The 18124-nt window shown below is 63.4% G+C and carries 16 protein-coding genes; 10 read left to right on the forward strand and 6 right to left on the reverse strand.

The features are described 5' to 3' along the window. The first annotated feature begins 54 nt into the window (after positions 1 to 54). The gene (locus PAQ31011_RS19675; RefSeq protein ID WP_246179673.1) at positions 55 to 1089 is read left to right on the forward strand and encodes a LacI family DNA-binding transcriptional regulator; all 1035 of its coding nucleotides are present in this window, start codon (positions 55 to 57) and stop codon (positions 1087 to 1089) included. Positions 1090 to 1165: 76 nt separating this feature from the next. On the opposite strand, the gene PAQ31011_RS19680 is transcribed toward PAQ31011_RS19675, so the two are convergent. The 3 genes from PAQ31011_RS19680 to PAQ31011_RS19690 are packed head-to-tail and all read right to left on the reverse strand — an operon-like array spanning position 1166 to position 3259. After that, the gene (locus PAQ31011_RS19680) at positions 1166 to 2167 is read right to left on the reverse strand and encodes a CobW family GTP-binding protein (protein ID WP_150577413.1); all 1002 of its coding nucleotides are present in this window, start codon (positions 2165 to 2167) and stop codon (positions 1166 to 1168) included. Next, positions 2137 to 2484: a hypothetical protein gene (locus tag PAQ31011_RS19685; RefSeq protein WP_150577414.1), complete on the reverse strand. Its 348-nt coding sequence runs from the start codon at positions 2482 to 2484 to the stop codon at positions 2137 to 2139. The genes PAQ31011_RS19680 and PAQ31011_RS19685 overlap by 31 nt, the downstream gene beginning before the upstream one ends. Position 2485: 1 nt before the next feature. Beyond that, complete coding sequence (locus PAQ31011_RS19690) at positions 2486 to 3259, reverse strand: GntR family transcriptional regulator (RefSeq protein WP_150577415.1); 774 nt, start codon at positions 3257 to 3259, stop codon at positions 2486 to 2488. 116 nt (positions 3260 to 3375) lie between these two features. Between PAQ31011_RS19690 and PAQ31011_RS19695 the strand changes: the two genes are divergently transcribed. Both PAQ31011_RS19695 and PAQ31011_RS19700 read left to right on the forward strand, forming a co-directional pair. Continuing rightward, a complete protein-coding gene (locus PAQ31011_RS19695) occupies positions 3376 to 4773 on the forward strand; it encodes a dihydroorotase (RefSeq protein ID WP_150577416.1) in 1398 nt (465 codons plus the stop codon). A gap of 83 nt (positions 4774 to 4856) precedes the next feature. Next, a complete protein-coding gene (locus tag PAQ31011_RS19700; RefSeq protein WP_217424877.1) occupies positions 4857 to 6347 on the forward strand; it encodes an MFS transporter in 1491 nt (496 codons plus the stop codon). Here PAQ31011_RS19700 and PAQ31011_RS19705 read toward each other — a convergent pair. Further along, positions 6344 to 7057, reverse strand: coding sequence for a response regulator (locus PAQ31011_RS19705; RefSeq protein WP_150577417.1), 714 nt, complete (start codon positions 7055 to 7057; stop codon positions 6344 to 6346). The two genes, PAQ31011_RS19700 and PAQ31011_RS19705, sit on opposite strands and share 4 nt — an antisense overlap. A 286-nt stretch (positions 7058 to 7343) precedes the next feature. Here PAQ31011_RS19705 and PAQ31011_RS19710 point away from each other — a divergent pair, with 286 nt between their 5' ends. From PAQ31011_RS19710 to PAQ31011_RS19740, 7 genes are all read left to right on the forward strand, one after another. After that, on the forward strand, positions 7344 to 7979 hold the full coding sequence (locus PAQ31011_RS19710; protein WP_150577418.1) for an energy transducer TonB: 636 nt from the start codon (positions 7344 to 7346) through the stop codon (positions 7977 to 7979). A gap of 106 nt (positions 7980 to 8085) precedes the next feature. Continuing rightward, a complete protein-coding gene (locus tag PAQ31011_RS19715; protein WP_246179694.1) occupies positions 8086 to 8853 on the forward strand; it encodes a MotA/TolQ/ExbB proton channel family protein in 768 nt (255 codons plus the stop codon). 4 nt (positions 8854 to 8857) lie between these two features. Continuing rightward, positions 8858 to 9292 (forward strand): ExbD/TolR family protein, encoded by a 435-nt coding sequence (locus PAQ31011_RS19720; RefSeq protein WP_150577420.1) that lies wholly within the window; start codon positions 8858 to 8860, stop codon positions 9290 to 9292. Between the two features lie 31 nt (positions 9293 to 9323). Then, complete coding sequence (locus PAQ31011_RS19725) at positions 9324 to 9752, forward strand: ExbD/TolR family protein (protein ID WP_150577421.1); 429 nt, start codon at positions 9324 to 9326, stop codon at positions 9750 to 9752. A gap of 76 nt (positions 9753 to 9828) precedes the next feature. Beyond that, positions 9829 to 11208: an MFS transporter gene (locus tag PAQ31011_RS19730; protein WP_150577422.1), complete on the forward strand. Its 1380-nt coding sequence runs from the start codon at positions 9829 to 9831 to the stop codon at positions 11206 to 11208. 6 nt (positions 11209 to 11214) lie between these two features. Beyond that, positions 11215 to 12231, forward strand: coding sequence for a dipeptide epimerase (locus tag PAQ31011_RS19735; RefSeq protein ID WP_150577423.1), 1017 nt, complete (start codon positions 11215 to 11217; stop codon positions 12229 to 12231). A gap of 15 nt (positions 12232 to 12246) precedes the next feature. Continuing rightward, complete coding sequence (locus tag PAQ31011_RS19740) at positions 12247 to 13914, forward strand: serine hydrolase domain-containing protein (RefSeq protein ID WP_174990203.1); 1668 nt, start codon at positions 12247 to 12249, stop codon at positions 13912 to 13914. A 63-nt stretch (positions 13915 to 13977) separates the two neighbouring features. Here the strand turns inward: PAQ31011_RS19740 and PAQ31011_RS19745 are convergent, their stop codons facing one another. Together PAQ31011_RS19745 and PAQ31011_RS19750 are read right to left on the reverse strand one after the other, a co-directional pair. After that, on the reverse strand, positions 13978 to 15612 hold the full coding sequence (locus tag PAQ31011_RS19745; protein WP_150577425.1) for a serine hydrolase domain-containing protein: 1635 nt from the start codon (positions 15610 to 15612) through the stop codon (positions 13978 to 13980). A 17-nt stretch (positions 15613 to 15629) separates the two neighbouring features. Continuing rightward, positions 15630 to 17999, reverse strand: coding sequence for a TonB-dependent receptor (locus tag PAQ31011_RS19750; RefSeq protein WP_246179674.1), 2370 nt, complete (start codon positions 17997 to 17999; stop codon positions 15630 to 15632). Between the last annotated feature and the right edge of the window lie 125 nt (positions 18000 to 18124).

The raw sequence follows: 18124 nt of genomic DNA on the forward strand, positions 1-18124 counted from the left end.
ATGAAGTATGCTGCGTTTATCGCGTTCATCGAAACACTCAAAGGACTCACTTCCATGCGACGAAATATGCCCAATCAGGCGGACATCGCCCGAATGGCGGGCGTCTCGACCGCCACGGTCGACCGGGTGCTGCATCGCCGGGAAGGCGTGCGCCAGACGACGGTTCAGCGGGTGTTGCTCGCCGCGAGTGAGTTGAAGTATTTGCCGGAGCAGGATTTGGAGGCCGTGCGCCTGTCGCCGCCGACGCAGTTGCTGTTCGTGCTGCCTGACCGGAGCAGCAAGTTTCTGCGCATGCTAGGCGAGTGGGTGCAATGCTCGCAAACGCAGTGGGCGCCGTACAACGTCAACTGCCGGGTGCAGTTCATTCAGGGGTTCGACCCGGACGCGATGGCCTCGGCGTTGCTGGGGCGCGGGCGCGGCTGCGACGGCGTAGCGTTCATGCCGCTGGAACATCCGAAGGTGCGAGAAGCGGTCGACACGCTGGCCGACGACGGCGTCGCGACCGTCACGCTGGTTTCCGATCTGTCGCACTCGCGGCGCATCGCGTATGTGGGGCTCGACAATGGCTCGGCGGGGCGCACGGCGGCCTATCTGATTGCCCGGTTCGTCGGTCAGAAGCGCCACGCGAAGGTGGCGCTGATTGCCGGGTCGCTCAGCTACAAAGCCCACGTGGAGCGTGAGGCCGGGTTCTTGCAGTTGTTTTCCGAGCAATACCCGCAGATGCAGGTCGTCGGGCTGCGCGAGGGCTACGACGACGAGAAGGTCAATTACCGCCAGACGCGCGCGCTACTCGAGCAACACCCCGACCTCTCCGCGATCTACAACATCGGCGGCGGATCGGAGGGCGTTGGCAAAGCGCTCAAGGAGGTAGGCAAGGAGCACAAGGTGGTGTTCATCGGACACGGCCTCACGCCAGATACCCGGGCCATGCTGATCGACGGCACGATGGACGCCGTCATCACCCAAAGTCCGCAGAGCGCCATCATGAACTGCGTGCGCATCTTCGCGAACCTGCGCGAAAAGCGCGACCTGTCGGCCGGTGTCGAAGCCAGCCGAAGTCAGGTGATCTTTCGGGAGAATTTGCCGTAGAACTCACGCGGCGATGTCGCGATGTCGAGCGCGCAATACCCCGGGTTATCGGCTTTGCGCGCTCGACATCTGTGTCTTACTGCATCGTCAATCGATTGAAACCGGCGTCGATCAACCCGGCGTTTGCGAACCGGTGAAGAGATTCGAGAATGCGCGATTTCTCTAGCCCGTCGGTGATGAACACCAGTCGCGACGTCGACGCCTCCCCTTCGATTTGCGGCAGATGGCTCGGCGGATAGACGCGGTGACGCACGCCCTGCACCACGAGCTGCCCCGGCGTCGAGCGTATCGACAGAACCGACTTGAAGCGCAGAATCCGGTCGCCGTGACGATTGAGCAACGCCGTGAGCCAGACGGAGAATGTCGCCCAGTCGAGCGACGTGTCGAGCGCGATGGAAAAGCTCTGCACCGAGCTCGTATGGACGTGCGCGCCGGCCTGACGTGACGAGACGTCTCCAATAGCCGAAGCCTCGCCCGGCGCAAAGAGCGCCTCGGGCACTTCACTGGTCATGATGGCGCACGCAGGATTCACGGCGCGAACCGCATCGACGAGTGCGCTCAGACCACTCTCGTCCAACAGATCGGTCTTGGTGATGGCCACACGATCGGCCGCCGCGAGTTGTGCTGCCGCTTCCGGATAGCGTGCCAGCGACGCGATGCCTTCCAGCGCGTCGAACGTCGTGACGCAGGCACCCACGCGAAGGTATTCGTCGAGATTTTCATCCGACAGCACGGTGCCCAGTATCGGACCGGGATCGGCCAGACCACTGGTCTCGATGATGATGCGCTCCAGTTCCGGCAATTCGCCGCGCGCACGACGGGTCAGAATGTCGAGCAACGTCTCGCGCAGATCATCGAGCACCGTGCAGCACAGGCACCCATTGGCGATGGTCGCAATCTCCGAATTCAGGTGCAACGTCAGGCGGTCGTCAATCGATTCGCGCCCGAACTCGTTGATGATGACCAGTGTCGACGCGGGCGGCCGCTGCGCCAGATAGCGCTTGAGCAGCGTGGTTTTACCGCTGCCGAGAAAGCCTGTGACGATATTCAGTTCGAGACGCGGTACGAGTCTGACCATAGCGATTGCGCGACCGTGAAGTCGCTCTCCAGCGGATCGATGAGGGTGTGACCAAGATGTTCGGCAACGCGCCAGAGCGACGAAAGATCGGACGCGAGTTGACGACGCCCGCTTGCGTCTTCCACGCTGTACGATTCGCCGTCCCAATCGTCGGCCTTCAGACCATGTGGACGCAGAATGCGATTGATGAGCCGCAGCCGACGCGCGCGTTCGCTGCGATTCTCCAGAATGCCGGCCGCTACGGAATGCTGACCCATCGGGTCGGCGGCATCGGTCCAGTGTTCACTCACGCCAAAGACGGCGCAGACTTCACACATTTCAAGATCCTCCGGAAAACCCCGGCACATTCGCCTGTGCGCCGACGGCCATGCTGCCGAGCGCACTGAGCGAGATGTACTCGGTCACGCGTTTGCGTGCGAGATTGGTATGTGAAGCCGCCAGCTCGTCCGCACGCTCGGCGTCCCGCGTGCGAATGGCCTCCAGAATTTCGCGGTGCTCGCGCAGGATGTTGTTCAGATGCGCTTGCCGCGCCGCCGGCGTCGGGAAGGTTTCGTAGCTCATCGCCAATCGTGCGATCCGCAGGTTTTCCGTCAGCAGATTCGTGTAAATCTTGGCGAGCACGCGATTGCCGCAGGCATTGCCGATGGCCAGATGCAGCTCCCAGTTGCCGTCGATCATGCCGTTGACGTCCTCCTTCTCATGCGCCGTCTCGAAGGCCACCACCAACGCCTCGATGCGCGCCAGATCCGCGGGCGTGCGTCGCAGCGCCGCCAGCCGCGTCGTTGCGCGTTGCGTCAACTCGAACGCCTCCAGATGCTCCTGCAACTGCGGGATATCCATCGACGACACCCGCGCGCCCCGGTTCGGCAGGATCGAAATCAGCCCTTCCGCCGCCAGACGAATCATGGCTTCGCGCAGCGGCGTTCGAGAAATCCCCAGCTCGTCGACGAGCGCCTGCTCGTCGATGTCATCGCCCGGATGCATCTCCAGCGACACGATGCGATCGCGTAGCAACTGGTAGGCCTTCGAAGCCCCGGAACCCTTGACGTGTTTGGTCGCCGCGTCCTGAGCGACCTCAGCTTTCTTGCGCATGGTGAGACATGAAGTGATCGATTGGCAGCCAGTGTAGCGAACATTCCCTACTTGACACAATAATTTTATACACAAACAATTTGTCGTGTATTTACTGTGTATTTTTGGAGAATGAGATGAATCAGGAACCGCTGGATCTCGTGATAACGCGCGGTCGGGTGCACACCCCTGAAGGGTTTTCGACGCTGAACATCGGCGTGCGAGGCGGAAAAATCGTGGCGCTGACGGACGACGCGAACACGCCGCCCGCGCTGCGGACCATCGACGCAGGCGGTTTGGACGTGCTGCCGGGGCTGTGGCATGTGCACTGCCACTTTCGCGAGCCGGGACACACCTACAAGGAGGATTTCACGTCGGGCACTACGGCCGCAGCCGCAGGGGGCATTACGTTCTGCATCGACATGACGAACAACGATCCTCACCCGACGACACTCGAATCGTTCATGCTCAAGCGGGAAACCATCGCGCCGAAAGCGCTGGTCGACTATGCGCTGTACGGCGGCGGCCTGTACCCGAAAACGGTGGCAGCGCTCGCCGAAGCGGGCGCGATCGGCATCAAGGTTTTCAACACCCGGCACGTGAAAGAGGTGTATCCGTACATTTCCGAGTTGGGTGTGGTCGACCACGGCATCCTGCACGAGCTGTACGAAGCGGTCGCCGACAAGGGACTGCTCTGCGCCGTGCACCACGACGACAGCGAGTGGTGCAAACGGCTGACGTTTCGCGATTACATCAACCCGGGCAAGACCAGCAATCGCGACTACATGGAGGCGTACGAGCGCGGTTATATGTACGGCCACGGGATGGCGGCAGGGCTGGCGGCGTCGATTTACTACGCGCGACTGACGGGCGTGCGTCTGCATGTCCTGCACATGGGCGTCATGCCGCCGGGTGCCAACGAGCTGGTGCGACAGGCCAAGGCGCAAGGACAGGACATCTCCGGCGAGATGGAATCCGCGACTTTGTTCATGACGCGCGCTCAGGCGGAGAAGGTCGGACCCGGCGCCTATGCGTGGGCGTACGCACCGGAGAGCCATTGGGCGGCGGTGCACGACGGCACGGCCGACATGCTGGTGGGGGAACATGCGCCGCATACGCTCGAAGAAATCACGCCGGGCTGGAAAGACAACTTCTCCGTGCCGTTGGGCATTACGGGCGCGCAGGAATTTATTCCGCTGGTGCTCAACGCCGTTAATGCGGGAAAGTTGACGCTTCAGGACGTTGCACGCCTTTGCGCGGAAGCCCCTGCCAAACGCTTCGGCCAATATCCGAAGAAGGGGCGGATCCAGTGTGGTGCCGACGCCGACTTCACTATCGTCGATATGAAGCAGAAACAGACTTTCACCGTTGCCGACATGCATACGAAGGCCGGCTACACCGCGTGGGAAGGCATCCAGACGACGGGCATGCCGGTCTACACCGTCGTGCGAGGCGAGACGGTCATGGACCACGGCCAGATCGTCGGCACGCCGGGGCACGGCCAGTTCCACCCGGGCATCGGCGCTTCCGCCTGACACGCCCCGCCCCAACACAACGCAACGCTTTCTCATGACACCGGTGCCGGCGCTGTGTCCGGCCCCCACTGACAGACCAGAACATGACGACCTCTCAATTCGACTCTCGCCCGGGCGGCGATGCTGGCCGGATGTCCGGTGGCAACGCGACTTCCGAGACCTCGACAGTCTCGGCGTCCGGCGCCCGTGACGCCTTGCGGACTTCGACACTCACCCAGCAGGACATCGCCCGGCGGCTCGACCGTCTGCCGGTGTCGCGTTTTCACCTGACGGTGCTCGTTGTCGCGGCGCTCTCGCTGTTCTTCGATACGCTCGACACGGTCATCACCGGCTTCGTCCTGGCGACGTTGCGACCGTTATGGGGATTCGATGCGGCCACCATCGGTGTGATCTCAGCCATCGGTCTGGGCGGTTATCTGGTGGGGTCTGCGCTGGCCGGTTTTGCTGCCGACCGGTACGGCCGCAAGAAAATGATCATGCTCACGCTGGTGCTGTATTCGCTGTTTTCGGCGTCGCGCGGACTGGTCAATGACGTGTGGTCGTTTGCCGCATTGAACTTCTTCACGTGGCTGTTCGTGGGTGCGGAGAGTTCGATCGTGCCGCCCTACCTGGCGGAACTCTGGCCGACACGCGTGCGTGGCAAGCTCGGGGGCTGGATGATGGGCTTCTTCGCGCTCGGGATTGCCGTGTCGCCGATCTGGGCGCTGAACATCATCCCGCATTGGGGCTGGCGCGCCGCGCTCTTTCTGACGTTGCCCTTCGCCATCGTCGTCGGACTGATGCGTTCGGGCCTGCCCGAGTCGCCGCGCTGGCTGCTGCGTCGCGGGCGCGCGGCCGAAGCCGAAGCCGTGCTGGCGTCGATCGAGCAGCGCGTGGGACGTCGCCTGCCGGATGAAGCCGTCGTGTCGAGCAGTGTGGGGACAGCCTCGGCAGTCAAAGCCACGCCCGCGAAGGCATGGCGCGCACGCGATCTGCTCAGCCCGCGCTTTCGCAAGGTGACGCTGATGCTGTGGGCCGCATGGTTTGCCGAATACGGCGTGCTCTACACATTCATGACGTTCGTGCCGACGCTGCTTGCGATGGAGGGCTTCAGTATCGTCAAGTCCTTCGAGTTCTCGATTGCGATCTACGCGTCGGTCATTCCGGGCTATGTATTCGGCGGGTACGTGGTCGACTGGCTCGACCGCAAGCCGACGGCCATCCTTGCCTTCATCGGCACGGCCATCTTCGGTACGTTGTTCGGCTTGTCGACGACATCCACCACGCTCATGGTGTTCGGCGGACTGACGTCGTTCTGTCTGGCGCTCGGCTCGACCGCCATATACAGCTACACGCCCGAACTGTATCCGACGGAGATTCGTGCGACGGGGATGGGTCTCGCATCGGCATGGGGGCGCGCCGGGGCGATTCTGTTGCTTCTGGTCTTCGGCATCTTCGCCGTGCTCAAAGGCAAGCTCTTCGTGTTCGTGATCAGCGACGTGATTCTGTTGGCGGCGGCGATCTGCATTGCGCTTTTCGGCCCATCGACCAAAGGCCGGTCGCTCGAAGACGCCTCCACGGGCGGGTCGGACTAACTCTCCGATTGTGCGCGCACGTCGAGCATATAGCCTTCGCCTCGAATCGTGCGCAGCAAGCGCGGCTCCTTGATGTCTTCGCGCAGTTTGTGCCGCAGCCTCGAAATCTGGACATCGATGCTGCGGTCGAACGCGTCGATGGACTTCCCCCGCGCCGTATCCATCAGGTACTCACGACTGAGCACACGCCCCGGTGCGGAAAGAAAAGCGTTGAGCAACCGGAACTCTGCGTTCGAGAGCGGGATGACGGTGTTGTCCGGCGCGATGAGATGGCGGCCGATCAAACTCAGTCGCCATCCCGCAAACTTCCGCTCGTCCTTCTGTTCTGTCGCCGATCTCGCCTGCGCTTTCGTGCGACGCAGAATCGTCTGGATTCGCGCGACCAGTTCGCGCGGCTCGAACGGCTTCACGACATAGTCGTCCGCCCCCAGTTCAAGCCCCACGATCCGGTCGGTCATCTCGCCGCGCGCCGTGAGCATGATGATCGGGATGTCCGACGTCGTGCGCAGCTCCCGACATAGCGTCAGGCCGTCGCTGTCCGGCAGCATCAGGTCGAGCACGACGATGTCCACATCGCTGTGCGCCAGCACCCGGTGCATCTCCTCGCCGTTGGCCGCCTGCATGCAGGTCATGCCGAAGTCGGCAAGGCAATCGCAAAGCAGACTGCGGATCTGCGCATCGTCATCGACGACAAGTACGTGCGTTGCCATGATCGTTTTCCTTTTCTAGTCTCCGGCACGTCGGGGCATTCCCCCTGCATTTCCCCCACGTGCGGTGTCTCCATGCCCCGATTATCCGCGAGGAACGTTCAGACATTCTTGCGGCATTGTTGCAGTCCTGAAACATTTGGCGCACAGACCTATTCGTCAACTGCGCGTCGCCTTCGCATCGTCCGCGCTATGTATCAATCCCGATACAAAGTCGAGATGAACCAGAAATACCCGCGCCGTAACGTGACTCCACACAAGACATAAGCAGGCAGGAGACACGTAGTCCATGAATTACGCCCAACCCAAACCGCCCGCCCGGAGAATGCTCGGTATCGGCGTTGCACTGCTGCTGCACGCCCTGATTCTGTACGCCCTGCTCAGTGGACTCGCCACCCGGGTCGCGACGATCATCCAGGCACCCATTGAGACACGCATCATCGAGGAGATCAAACCGCCTCCTCCGCCGCCCCCGCCACCGCCGGTGAAGAAGATCTCGCCCGCGCCGCGCCCCGTCGTCCAGCCCAAGGCTTACGTGCCGCCGCCCGAAGTGCAGGTCCAGACCGCGCCACAGCCGAACGCCATCGTCGCGCAGGCCGACAAACCCGTCGAGACCGCTCCGGTCGCGCCGCCCGCACCGCCGAGCAAGCCCGTGCCCGCCAACGTCGGCGTCGTCTGCCCGAACTCTGCCCAAGTGCGCGCCGCCATCCGGTATCCGCGTGAAGCCCAGCGCGACAACATCACGGGCAGCGTGCTCGTCGAGTTCGTGGTCGGCACTGACGGACAGATCAAACAGCTTCGCGTCGTCCGTTCGGCCGCACCGGTGCTCGATCGTGCCGCCGAGAACGCCGTACGCCAGTTCCAGTGCGTTGCACAAGGACAGGAGGTCCGTGTGCAAGTCCCGTTCGATTTCCAACTCAATTGAGGCTGTCCTCAACAGCCCAACTTCCACCCTGATTTACGTCAAGGAGACAACCATGTTTCAGTTCCAATCTCGCGTCACATCACGTGCACGCGGTCTCGCGGTCCCGATGGCCGTGGTATCGATGATGACGGCATTTGCGTCGCTCAGCGCGCATGCCGCCACCACGGTGACGAACCCCTACGGTCTCGAAGCCCTCTGGGAAGGCGGCGACATGATCGCTCGCGGGACCTTGCTTATCCTCGTGATCATGTCGATGGGGAGCTGGTACATCATCGTCGCCAAGCTGCTCGAACAGGCCAAGGTGCTGCGCCGGGCGCGTGCGGCGGAGCAGAAGTTCTGGGGTGCGTCGTCGCTCTCCGAAGGCGTGCGCTCGCTTGATGAGGGCAGCCCGTTTCGCTTCATCGCCGAAACCGGCTTGTCGGCGCGCGATCACCATCACGGCGCGCTGCTCGAACAGGTCGATCTGAATACCTGGGTGGCCACCGCCATCGAACGCTCCATGACAGGCGTGTCGAATCGCCTCCAGGACGGGCTGTCGTTCCTGGGCACGGTCGGCTCGACGGCACCGTTCGTTGGCCTCTTCGGCACGGTGTGGGGTATCTATCACGCGCTCACCGCCATCGGCATTGCCGGTCAGGCGTCCATCGACAAGGTGGCGGGGCCGGTCGGCGAAGCGCTGATCATGACGGCGATCGGTCTGGCCGTGGCCGTGCCTGCGGTGCTGGGCTACAACTGGCTCGTGCGTCGCAACAAGGCCGTGATGGAGCGCGTGCGCGAGTTCGGCAGCGAACTGCACAACGTGCTGCTCACGGGCAAGACGACCGCGTCGGCCATCGTAGCGACACGCACCTCGCAAGTCGCTCGCGTGGGGTGATGCCATGGCGATGACCCTACCCAGTGGGGATGGTGGCGCAGAACACGACGAGGTCATGGCGACGATCAACACGACGCCGCTCGTCGACGTGATGCTGGTGTTGCTGATCATCTTCCTGATCACCATTCCCGTGGTCTCGCACACCGTGCCGGTCACGCTGCCCAAGGAAGCGGTGCAACCGCTGCAAACCACGCCCCAGAACGTTGTCCTCGCCGTCACCCACGATGGCGAGGTGTATTGGGACGAGCGACGCATGCCCGACGCCGCGACGCTGCTGGAGAAGCTCAAGGCGGTCGCCGTGCTGACCCCGCAGCCCGAAGTCCATATTCGCGGCGACCTCGATGCGCGTTATGCGGCCATTGGACGCGTTGTCCTCATGTGCCAGCGAGCCGGCATCGCCAAGGTCGACTTCATTACCGAAGCGCCGCCGCGTCAATAGCGCGAGACGCGCACCACCCCAGGAGACTGCCATGGCCATGACCATGCCATCGGGCGCTGGCGAGAACAGCGACATCATGGTGGAGATCAATACGACGCCGCTCATCGACGTCATGTTGGTGCTGCTGATCATGCTGATCCTCACCATCCCGATCCAGACGCATGCCGTCAAACTCGACATGCCCACGCCTTCCAATGCCGCGCCACCCGCGCCGCCACTCGTCGTACAGGTCGACGTCGACGCCAGCGGTGTCGTGGCGTGGGACGGCTCGCCGCTTGCCGACCGCGCGCAACTGGAAACCCGGCTCACCGAAGCCGCGACGTCCACGCCGCCCACCGAGCTGCACCTGCGGGCCGACGCACAAGCGCCCTACCGGGCGGTCGCGATGGTCATGGCGTCCGCGCAAAAGCTGGGCGTGACCCGCATCGGCCTCGTCGGCAACGAGCGATTCGCGCAATGAGCGCCCCGGCTGGCCGTCAGTTGCCTCACGCGCTGACGCGTTAGCCGCCCCACTCGCCCTAATACTGGGACTACACATGCTGGAAACGAACACCGATACACCGGGGAAGCCGGGGCAGGCGGGGTACGCCACCACGGCGCGCCGCGCGCGGTATGCGGGGGTCGGCGCGTGGCTCGGGCTTTTTGCCCTCGTCGTCGTGACCTTCTTTGCCAACGTGGACCGCCAGATGCTGGTGCTTCTGGCCGAACTCATCCGCGCCGAATTCGGCCTTGCCGACATTCAGGTCGGGCTGTTGCAGGGCGCCGGTATCGCGCTCTTCGCCGGCGCGGCCGCGATCCCCATCGGGTGGCTGGCGGACCGGATGGACCGGCGTGCCGTGCTGGCGCTTTGCATCCTGCTCTGGAGTGCGGCGACAGCCGCGTGCGGACTGGCGACCGGCTTCTGGACGCTCTTCATCGCCTCCATCGGTCTGGGCCTCGGCGAAGCGGGACTCATGCCGATCATCTACGGCTTGCTGCCCGACCTCTTTCCGGCACGACAGCGCATCCTCGCCAACTCCGTCTTCGCCATGGTGAATCTGTTGAGCGCAGGCGCAGGCATGGCGCTCGGCGGGCTCCTGATTCAAGGGATCGATACGCTGCACGCCACGCTGCCCTTCGGGCTGGCCAGCACGTCTGCGTGGCGGATTGCGTTCTTCGCCGTGGCCGTGCCTGCGCCGTTGCTGGTGCTGATCGTTGCGATGATTCGTCCGCATTACGCACATTCGGCGCATTCGGACGTCCCCTCCCCGACCGGTGAGACGGTGGCACCAGGGCTGGCGGCCGGTGAGTACTTCCGTCGCGAGATGCCGATGATGCTTCGCTTCTTCGGGGCTATCGCACTGATCAATATGGCGTTCGCCGGGATCACGAGCTGGATGCCGGTCGTCGCCGTGCGCTTCTTCGGCGCAACGCCCGCGACCGCCGGTGCCGGACTCGGCAGCGCCGCCATGGTGGGCAGCGTGATCGGGTGCGTACTCGGCTGGCTCGTTGCACGTCGCCTCACCGCCCGACTCGGCGTGCTCGCGCCGCTGCGTGTCTGCGAGTGGGGCGCGCTGGGGGCCTGCGTCGTCAGCTTCGGCTATCTGATCGCGCCGTCCGTGTCGTACGTCTACCTTCTCTTCGGCGCGCAGTTCATGTGTGTCGTCGCCGGGATGATCATGTTCCCGGGCCTGATGCAGAGCATCTGTCCGCCGTATCTGCGCTCACGCGTAGCGGCCATCGGCGTGCTGACGACGGTGCTGATGCAGTCCGGCAGCCCCGTCGCTATCGGACTGATGTCGGATCACCTGCACGGCACCGCCTCTGGCCTGATCTGGGCCATCGTGGCCGTCGCGTTGTCCGGCTTCATCGTCGCCTGCCTCCTGATGCGCAGCGCCGCCAACGCCGTGCGCCTCGCCATCGAACGTTACGCATAAGCGCCCATGACGATTCCCTGCACCCTTTCCGTTCGCATCGAACGGTGGCCGCTGGCCACGCCCTTCCACATCTCGGGTCATACGGTCGATGCGGCCGAAGTCCTGGTCGTCTCACTCAGGTCGGCACAGTGCCGAGGCCGGGGAGAAGCCGCCGGCGTCTACTACCGGCACGAAACGCCGGAAAGCATGGCCGAACAGATTGCCGCCGTCCGTGCCGACATCGAGCGCGGCATCTCCCGTGAAGACCTCATCTCGCTGTTACCTGCCGGTGGCGCGAGAAATGCCGTCGATGCCGCGCTATGGTCGCTGGCCGCCCAGCGGTGCGGCATGACGGTGGCACGGCTGTCCGGACGTGCACGCCTGCGCCCGCTGCGCACGTCGCTCACGGTCGGGGTCGATTCGGCGGAGGCGATGGCGGATGCGGCTCGTCGCTATACGGGCGCGACGACGTTGAAGATCAAGCTGGACGGTAACGCGCTCGACGCTGAGCGCCTCGTCGCGATTCGCAAGGCTTGCCCCGAAGTCGCACTGGCCGTGGACGCCAATCAGGGCTGGACGCCAGACCACATGCACCGGATGCTGCCGGTCTTGCAGCAAGTCGGCGTCGACCTGCTCGAACAGCCGTTGCCCGTGGGCAAGGACGAATGCCTCGAATCGATGTCGTACCCGATTCGTCTCGCGGCCGACGAATCGTTTCAGGATCTGAGCGATCTCGCCGCCGTCGCGCGCCGGTATGACGTCGTCAACATCAAGCTCGACAAGTGCGGTGGCCTCACTCGTGCGCTGTCGCTCGTCGCGCCGATTCGCGATCTCGGTCTGTCGGTCATGGTCGGATGCATGCCCTGCACCTCGCTCGGTCTGGCACCGGCCTACCTCCTCGGGCAGGTCTGCGACCGCGTCGATCTCGACGGTCCCTGCTTTCTGGCCGAGGACCGCTCGCCTGCGTTCCAGTACCGGAACGGGTACGTACTCGGGCCTGACAGCTTGTGGGGCATCGACGATGCCGAACGGATCGCAACGTGATTCAGGAGGATTGCCGTGTCAGCACGCGTGCCCTTTGACGACGAGGCCCTCATCGCGCTATTCGAACCGTTCAACCGAAGCGACGCACCCGGTGTCGTCGTCGGCGCGGCCATCGATGGAAAGATTGTGTTACGCCGCGCCTTCGGGATGGCGAACGTTGGACTCGGCATGGCCCTCGATGCGCGGACTCGACTGCGTATCGGGTCGACGACGAAGCACATGGCTTGCCTTGCCGCCCTGTTGCTTCAGGAGGCTGGAGCGCTCGATATCGATGCGCCCATCCGCCGATACTTGCCGGAACTGACGGGCATCGCCGGTGAGCCGACGCTGCGCTCGTTCATGCACCACACCAGCGGCCAGCGCTGCGCGCTCGACATCTCGCTGCTCACCAACGGATTGGCAGTGCCGCAGGCAGGCTATCTGCTCGATATTCAGCACCGACAGACCCACGTCAACTTCCCCGCAGGGGCGCGGATGATGTACTGCAACGGCGGCTACCACCTGATGTCGCTGGCCATCGAACGTGTCAGCGGACAATCGTTCGCGTCGTTCCTTACGTCCGAAATCTTCGAACCGCTGGGCATGAGCGATACGTTCTGCCTGCCCGACGATTTCCGGATTCGAAACCGCATGGCCGCATGCCATGTGAAGCGCAGCGACGGGATATATGAACGGGGTCTGTTCCCTTCGCGCGAAATACTCGGCGAAGGCTGCGTCGTCTCCAGCGTGGACGACATGCTGCGATGGTGCGCCCACCTGCGCGGCGAAAAGTCAGTCGGCAATCGCACCACCTGGGAAGCGATGTTCTCGTCGCCCATGTTCTCCAGCGGACTGCGCAGCGATTACATGATGGGGCTGAAGCGCACGCAGTATCGCGGGTGCGAACTGATCCACCATGCGGGCGGTGTCGTTGGGGGAACGTGCCAGATGTTGTGCGTGCCTGAGTACGGCGTCGACATCGTGTTGTTGAGTAACGGTGCCATCCCGGCACCCGTCGCGTTTTCGCTGCGCATGCTCGACATCCTGCTGGCCGACCGGATGCAGGCGTATCCGGTGCCAACGCCCGCGCAAATACTCTCGTCTTCCGCGCTAGCGGGCACCTATCGCGAAGTGAATGGAGACGTCGTGTACGACATCGTCGAACGTAACGGCGCGATGACGCTCGGCGGTCCGCTCGAACCGAGCATCTCGTCGCTGTACGAGCTTGACGCGCGAGATGACGGCCCTCGCGAATTCGCGCTGGAGTCGAGCGGCGACGGGACATTCCGGTTGCGGTGGGGCACCGATCCCTCGCACCTGCACATCACGCATTGCGGCCACACGGCAATCTATCGCCGCATCGAAACGCCAGCGAGGATCAGCGCAGAAGATATCGAGGCCTTGTGCGGCGCTTATCTCAGTGAAGAAGCAGACGCTTGCGCGACGTTGCGCCCTTCGACGCTGGATCATCGGACGGACACAGACATCGACGTCGTCATGTCGCTGGTGATCGCGGGAAAGGCAGGAGAATGCGCCTATGACGTCTTCCCCGTCGACATCGACCTCCTCCGCTTCTCTCCGAGTGAGCCGAATGCCATGCTAACGGGAACGATTGCGATCGTCAGGCACCCGGACACCGGGCTTGTGGCGGGGATCTCTGTCAGCACCCTCCGAACGCGAAACCTTCGATTCGGAAAGTCCTGAGCGAGTCCTGAGCGCTAACGTCAAACAGGGAGGGTGCCCGAAAGGCCCCTCCCCGCTTCGTCGTTACCCAATACGAGAGAACGTCAGCCCCCGCGTACGGGAGGTGTTCAGCGAAAACCGCGTGGCCTTGTCTTCGCTACGCTCGACCCGTGCTGTGCCAGCGCTAAGCGCAGACGCATCGGCCGGTTCGAACGTCCAGACTTCACGGGTGAGTGCATTGAGGTGATAACGCACACTTCCCGTCGCACCGCGAATGGACAACGTCAGTTCGCCATCGATCATCGAAATGACGGCGTGCGCGTCAGCGTCGTGACTGAAGTACTCGCCACAAAGTCCTTCCGCGCCCAACGCCTCTGCCGGCGGCACACCTTCATAGCGCGTCAGCGTCACGACGTGTCCGCAGTCGATGAAATCGATGGCGGGCACACTGCCGGACGCCACACGCTCGTGCGGTATGACACGCATCCGCGCGCCGGCGCCATCCTCGATGCGATATCCCCGCTCGTCGGCAATCAGCGGCTGCGGCGGGTAGGGTTGATTCTGCGGCGACGCATGAAGGCCCCCCTCCCGCTCCACGATCTCCACCAACTGAAGCGGTGCGGCGCACAAGTACTTCCCAAGCAGACCGGGATTTGCCGACGTCGGCTCTGCCGTCTGACGAGGGGGGCCGAGCACTTCGTCGCCAAGAACGATATCGACAAACTCAGTCGCCAGCGCGACGGGATCGACTGGCGCGCCGTTGCTCATCAGGACGATATCGAGCGCGTGCGACGGTACCGTCAGCATTTGGCAAGTACCGCCGAAGACACCGCCCGCATGATGAATGGTCTCGACGTTGCGATACTGAGTACGCATCAGACCCGATGCGTAAACGCCGACCTCCCCACTCGAATACGTCGGCATTTCCAGCATTTCACGCCACGTGTCGGGACTTCCCAGCCTGCCGGGCCGACGCAGATGCGCAGCCCACTTCAGCATGTCGTCGATCGTGGAAACGATACCGCCTTCACCCAACACCTCATGACTCGGGAACAGCCCGCGCAGATAGCCACCCTCGCCGTCAGGCACATGCTGCGTTGCCATGCGCGGCCGGATGCGCAGATCGTCGCCGACGGACTCGGTGTCGCTCATGCCCATCACGCGGAAAATCCGCTCGTCGAGAAACTTTTCGAACGACATTTCACTGACGCGCGCAATGATGAGCGACAGCAGGTGATATCCGCCATTACAGTAGAGCATGCGCTCGCCCGGGGCGAAGTTGACGTCCTGCTGACGCAACTCGATGGCCAGTGGCACGCCGGGTCCAATCGCATTGATGCCCTGCGTGATAACCGATAGGTCCAGATAGCAACGATAGCCGCTGGTGTGCGTCATCAACTGACGCAGCGTCGGCTCCCCCGCCAACACCGGGAGTTCCGGCATATAGGTGCGAACACTTGCATCGATATCCAGCTTGCCGTCCTGCGCGAGCAGCAGCGCGGCGAGGCAGGTGAAGTGCTTGCTGGTCGAGCCGATGCGCATGCGGGTGGCCGGCGTGTTGGCCACCGCATGTTCGAGGCTCGTCATGCCGAACCCCTTGCGGTACAGCGCGCGCCCGTCACGGGCGACGCCGACCACGAGCCCCGGCGCATCGCTTCGGTTGAATCGCGCGAGATGCGCGTCGAGGCGAGCGTGCAGGTCTTGTTGTTGCAAAGTCATTGGAAACTCTCCGAGGATTAGAACGGCACCGTCAGCACGGCACCAAACGTGCGCGGACGCTCCACGCTGACCAGCGCCGGGCCACCCATCGGCATCAGTGCGGTGCCAGCGGCCAGCAGCGCGCGACGGTCGAACAGGTTGCGCAAATAGAAGTTCAGGCTCGCGCGGCCGAAGTCGATCCCCGCCAGCAGGTCAGTGACGGCGTAGCCCGGGAGCTGGTAATCGGGGCGGCCGGTGCTGTTGCTGAAGCCCGAGTGACGACGACCGACAATGCGCTCCGCAATACCGACGTACGAGGCATACGAGCCGAGCGAGAAGTGATACGTCCCCGTCAGCGTGGCCGAGAACTTCGCCGAGTTCGGCAGCGGGTCGCCCGACTGCGTGCCGGTCGACGCGTTGCCCTGCGTCAGCTTGGCATCGATGTACGAGAAGCCGACGCCGAAGTTCCAGTGCCGATCAGGGCGGAAGCTGCTCGCCAGCTCGAAACCCTTGATGCGCGCATTTCCTGCATTGAGCACCTGATTGACACCTTCGATTGCGCCGAGCTGCTGGATGTTCTTCCACTCGATGTCGTAGACGGTGGCCGACAACGACAGACGCTTATCGAACAGGTCTGCCTTGTAGCCCGCTTCATACGTCCAGAGCGTGTCCGGCTGGAACGTGGCGTTACCGTTGCCTGGCAACCCCGTGATCGGGCTGACGAGCTGCGCATTCGGTCCGCCCGGGCGATAACCGCTGGCCGCACGGACGTAGACGTTGCTGTTCTCGGTCAGGCCGTAGCTCGCCGTCAGCATGTAAGTCTTGCTGGTGTCGGACGAGGGTGCCGAAATCGTTTGCATCGGTCCGCCCAGCAACCCGCCGGTGGTCTGGTCGAAGTTCTGGTTGTTGTGGGCAATCCGCATGCCGCCGGTCAGTGCCAGTCGCGGCGTCACGTGGTACGTGAGGTCGCCGTACGCGGCGTATTCTGTGTAGGTGCTCGGTGCCGTGAGCGACGAGAGGTACCCTGAAGATCCGTCGGCAAACCCCGCGACAATGCCCTGGTCAGACTCGCTGCGCTCACGCGTGAAGAAGAGTCCCGCGATCCATTCAAGCTGACGGTTTCCAGGCGACGTCAGACGAAACTCTTGCGTCACCTTGTTCGTCGAGGCGATGTTCGCCGCCACGACCGAGTTCAGATTCAGCCCCTGCGCGGCCAACGCTGGCACGTACACCACAGACAGATCCTGCGGCGCATTCGTCTTCACAGACTGGTACGACGTGATCGAGTTAAAGCGCGACCATCCGAAGTCATACTCCAGCCCGAGCGAGTAAAGCTGCACGTTCTGATGGAACGGCTCGGGCGCATAGATGCGCGTGGTCAGATCGCCGTCGACGGGTTTGCCCGTGTTGTCGTAGGCCACATAGTTCGGGGCATTACGGTTGATGTTCTGTGTGATCGCGCTCAGACGCACGGTGAACTGGCTCGTGGGCGTGAGCAGCAGCGAGGCGCGTGCACCGTACGTGTCGCCCCGGTCGACGCGCGTGCCTGCCTGCGGCCCGACGGCGTCGATATAACCGGCATCGTGTTGACTGAACGCCGACACGCGCACGGCCGCCACATCGTTCTTGATGGGGATGTTGAGGACTGCGCTGGCCGTGTTGCCGATGCCGCCGTGCTTGGTCGTCGACAAACCTGCACTCGCCTGACCGGAGAACGTGTTGGTATCCGGCTCGTTGGTGACGTACTTCAACAACCCGCCCATCGCACCTGCACCGTAGAGCGTGCCCTGCGGCCCGCGCAGCACTTCGATGTGATTCAGGTCCAGCAGGCTCATGTCCAGCGCGAACGTCGCGCCTTGCGAGAACAGCGTGCTCCCGCCAAAGGCGACGTCATCGACATAGACGCCCACGGTCGGTCCCGTTTGCTCGCCGGTCGTCACACCGCGCATACTGATCTGTCCCGCACCGCTGCCGCCCTGCGTGTTGAGGTCGACGCCGGGCTCCGACGAAAGGAAATCCGACATCGTCTTGGCACCGCTCTTCTGCAACTCTTCCGCCGAGATGACGTTGATCTGCATCGGCACTTCGCGTGCCGGTTCGCGACGACGTGTTGCCGTCACCACGACGGTGTTGAGCGTTGCGCCGTCCTTTGCCGTGGCCGGGGTCACGGTGGGTGCCGCGCCGGGGACGACTGCATTCGCGTCGGCCGAAGGGTTGGCCGTCACGGTGGCGCTCTCGGCTTCAGCACTGACCGCAGACGCGGCACCGGGCGGCGTCACGGTCTGCGCATGACCATAGGCCGATGCCAGCCCCAGCAGTGAACCGACCAGCCAGGTGCCGCCGTTGGGTCGAAGTCTGAAACGGTGCAAAGTGCCTGCGGTCTGCCTGCGATGCTGTCTGATTGCCACTGTCGTCTCCTCCGGGGGTTTCCGCGCTTCGGTCATCGCCGATGCCTTCGCGGTATGGATCGTTTGCGCGGTGCGTCCACGCTCATCAGAGTCTTAGCTCTGGCATGCACGTTATTTGTGCGATA

It is taken from the genome of Pandoraea aquatica (assembly GCF_902459565.1).
Classification (GTDB): Bacteria; Pseudomonadota; Gammaproteobacteria; order Burkholderiales; family Burkholderiaceae; genus Pandoraea; species Pandoraea aquatica.

Excerpts from the sequence above, each read along its gene's own strand:
- PAQ31011_RS19675 (WP_246179673.1), top strand. The coding sequence starts at position 55 with ATGCGACGAAATATGCCCAATCAGGCGGACATCGCCCGAATGGCGGGC.
- PAQ31011_RS19680 (WP_150577413.1), bottom strand. The coding sequence starts at position 2,167 with ATGGTCAGACTCGTACCGCGTCTCGAACTGAATATCGTCACAGGCTTT.
- PAQ31011_RS19685 (WP_150577414.1), bottom strand. The coding sequence starts at position 2,484 with ATGTGTGAAGTCTGCGCCGTCTTTGGCGTGAGTGAACACTGGACCGAT.
- PAQ31011_RS19690 (WP_150577415.1), bottom strand. The coding sequence starts at position 3,259 with ATGCGCAAGAAAGCTGAGGTCGCTCAGGACGCGGCGACCAAACACGTC.
- PAQ31011_RS19695 (WP_150577416.1), top strand. The coding sequence starts at position 3,376 with ATGAATCAGGAACCGCTGGATCTCGTGATAACGCGCGGTCGGGTGCAC.
- PAQ31011_RS19700 (WP_217424877.1), top strand. The coding sequence starts at position 4,857 with ATGACGACCTCTCAATTCGACTCTCGCCCGGGCGGCGATGCTGGCCGG.
- PAQ31011_RS19705 (WP_150577417.1), bottom strand. The coding sequence starts at position 7,057 with ATGGCAACGCACGTACTTGTCGTCGATGACGATGCGCAGATCCGCAGT.
- PAQ31011_RS19710 (WP_150577418.1), top strand. The coding sequence starts at position 7,344 with ATGAATTACGCCCAACCCAAACCGCCCGCCCGGAGAATGCTCGGTATC.
- PAQ31011_RS19715 (WP_246179694.1), top strand. The coding sequence starts at position 8,086 with ATGGCCGTGGTATCGATGATGACGGCATTTGCGTCGCTCAGCGCGCAT.
- PAQ31011_RS19720 (WP_150577420.1), top strand. The coding sequence starts at position 8,858 with ATGGCGATGACCCTACCCAGTGGGGATGGTGGCGCAGAACACGACGAG.
- PAQ31011_RS19725 (WP_150577421.1), top strand. The coding sequence starts at position 9,324 with ATGGCCATGACCATGCCATCGGGCGCTGGCGAGAACAGCGACATCATG.
- PAQ31011_RS19730 (WP_150577422.1), top strand. The coding sequence starts at position 9,829 with ATGCTGGAAACGAACACCGATACACCGGGGAAGCCGGGGCAGGCGGGG.
- PAQ31011_RS19735 (WP_150577423.1), top strand. The coding sequence starts at position 11,215 with ATGACGATTCCCTGCACCCTTTCCGTTCGCATCGAACGGTGGCCGCTG.
- PAQ31011_RS19745 (WP_150577425.1), bottom strand. The coding sequence starts at position 15,612 with ATGACTTTGCAACAACAAGACCTGCACGCTCGCCTCGACGCGCATCTC.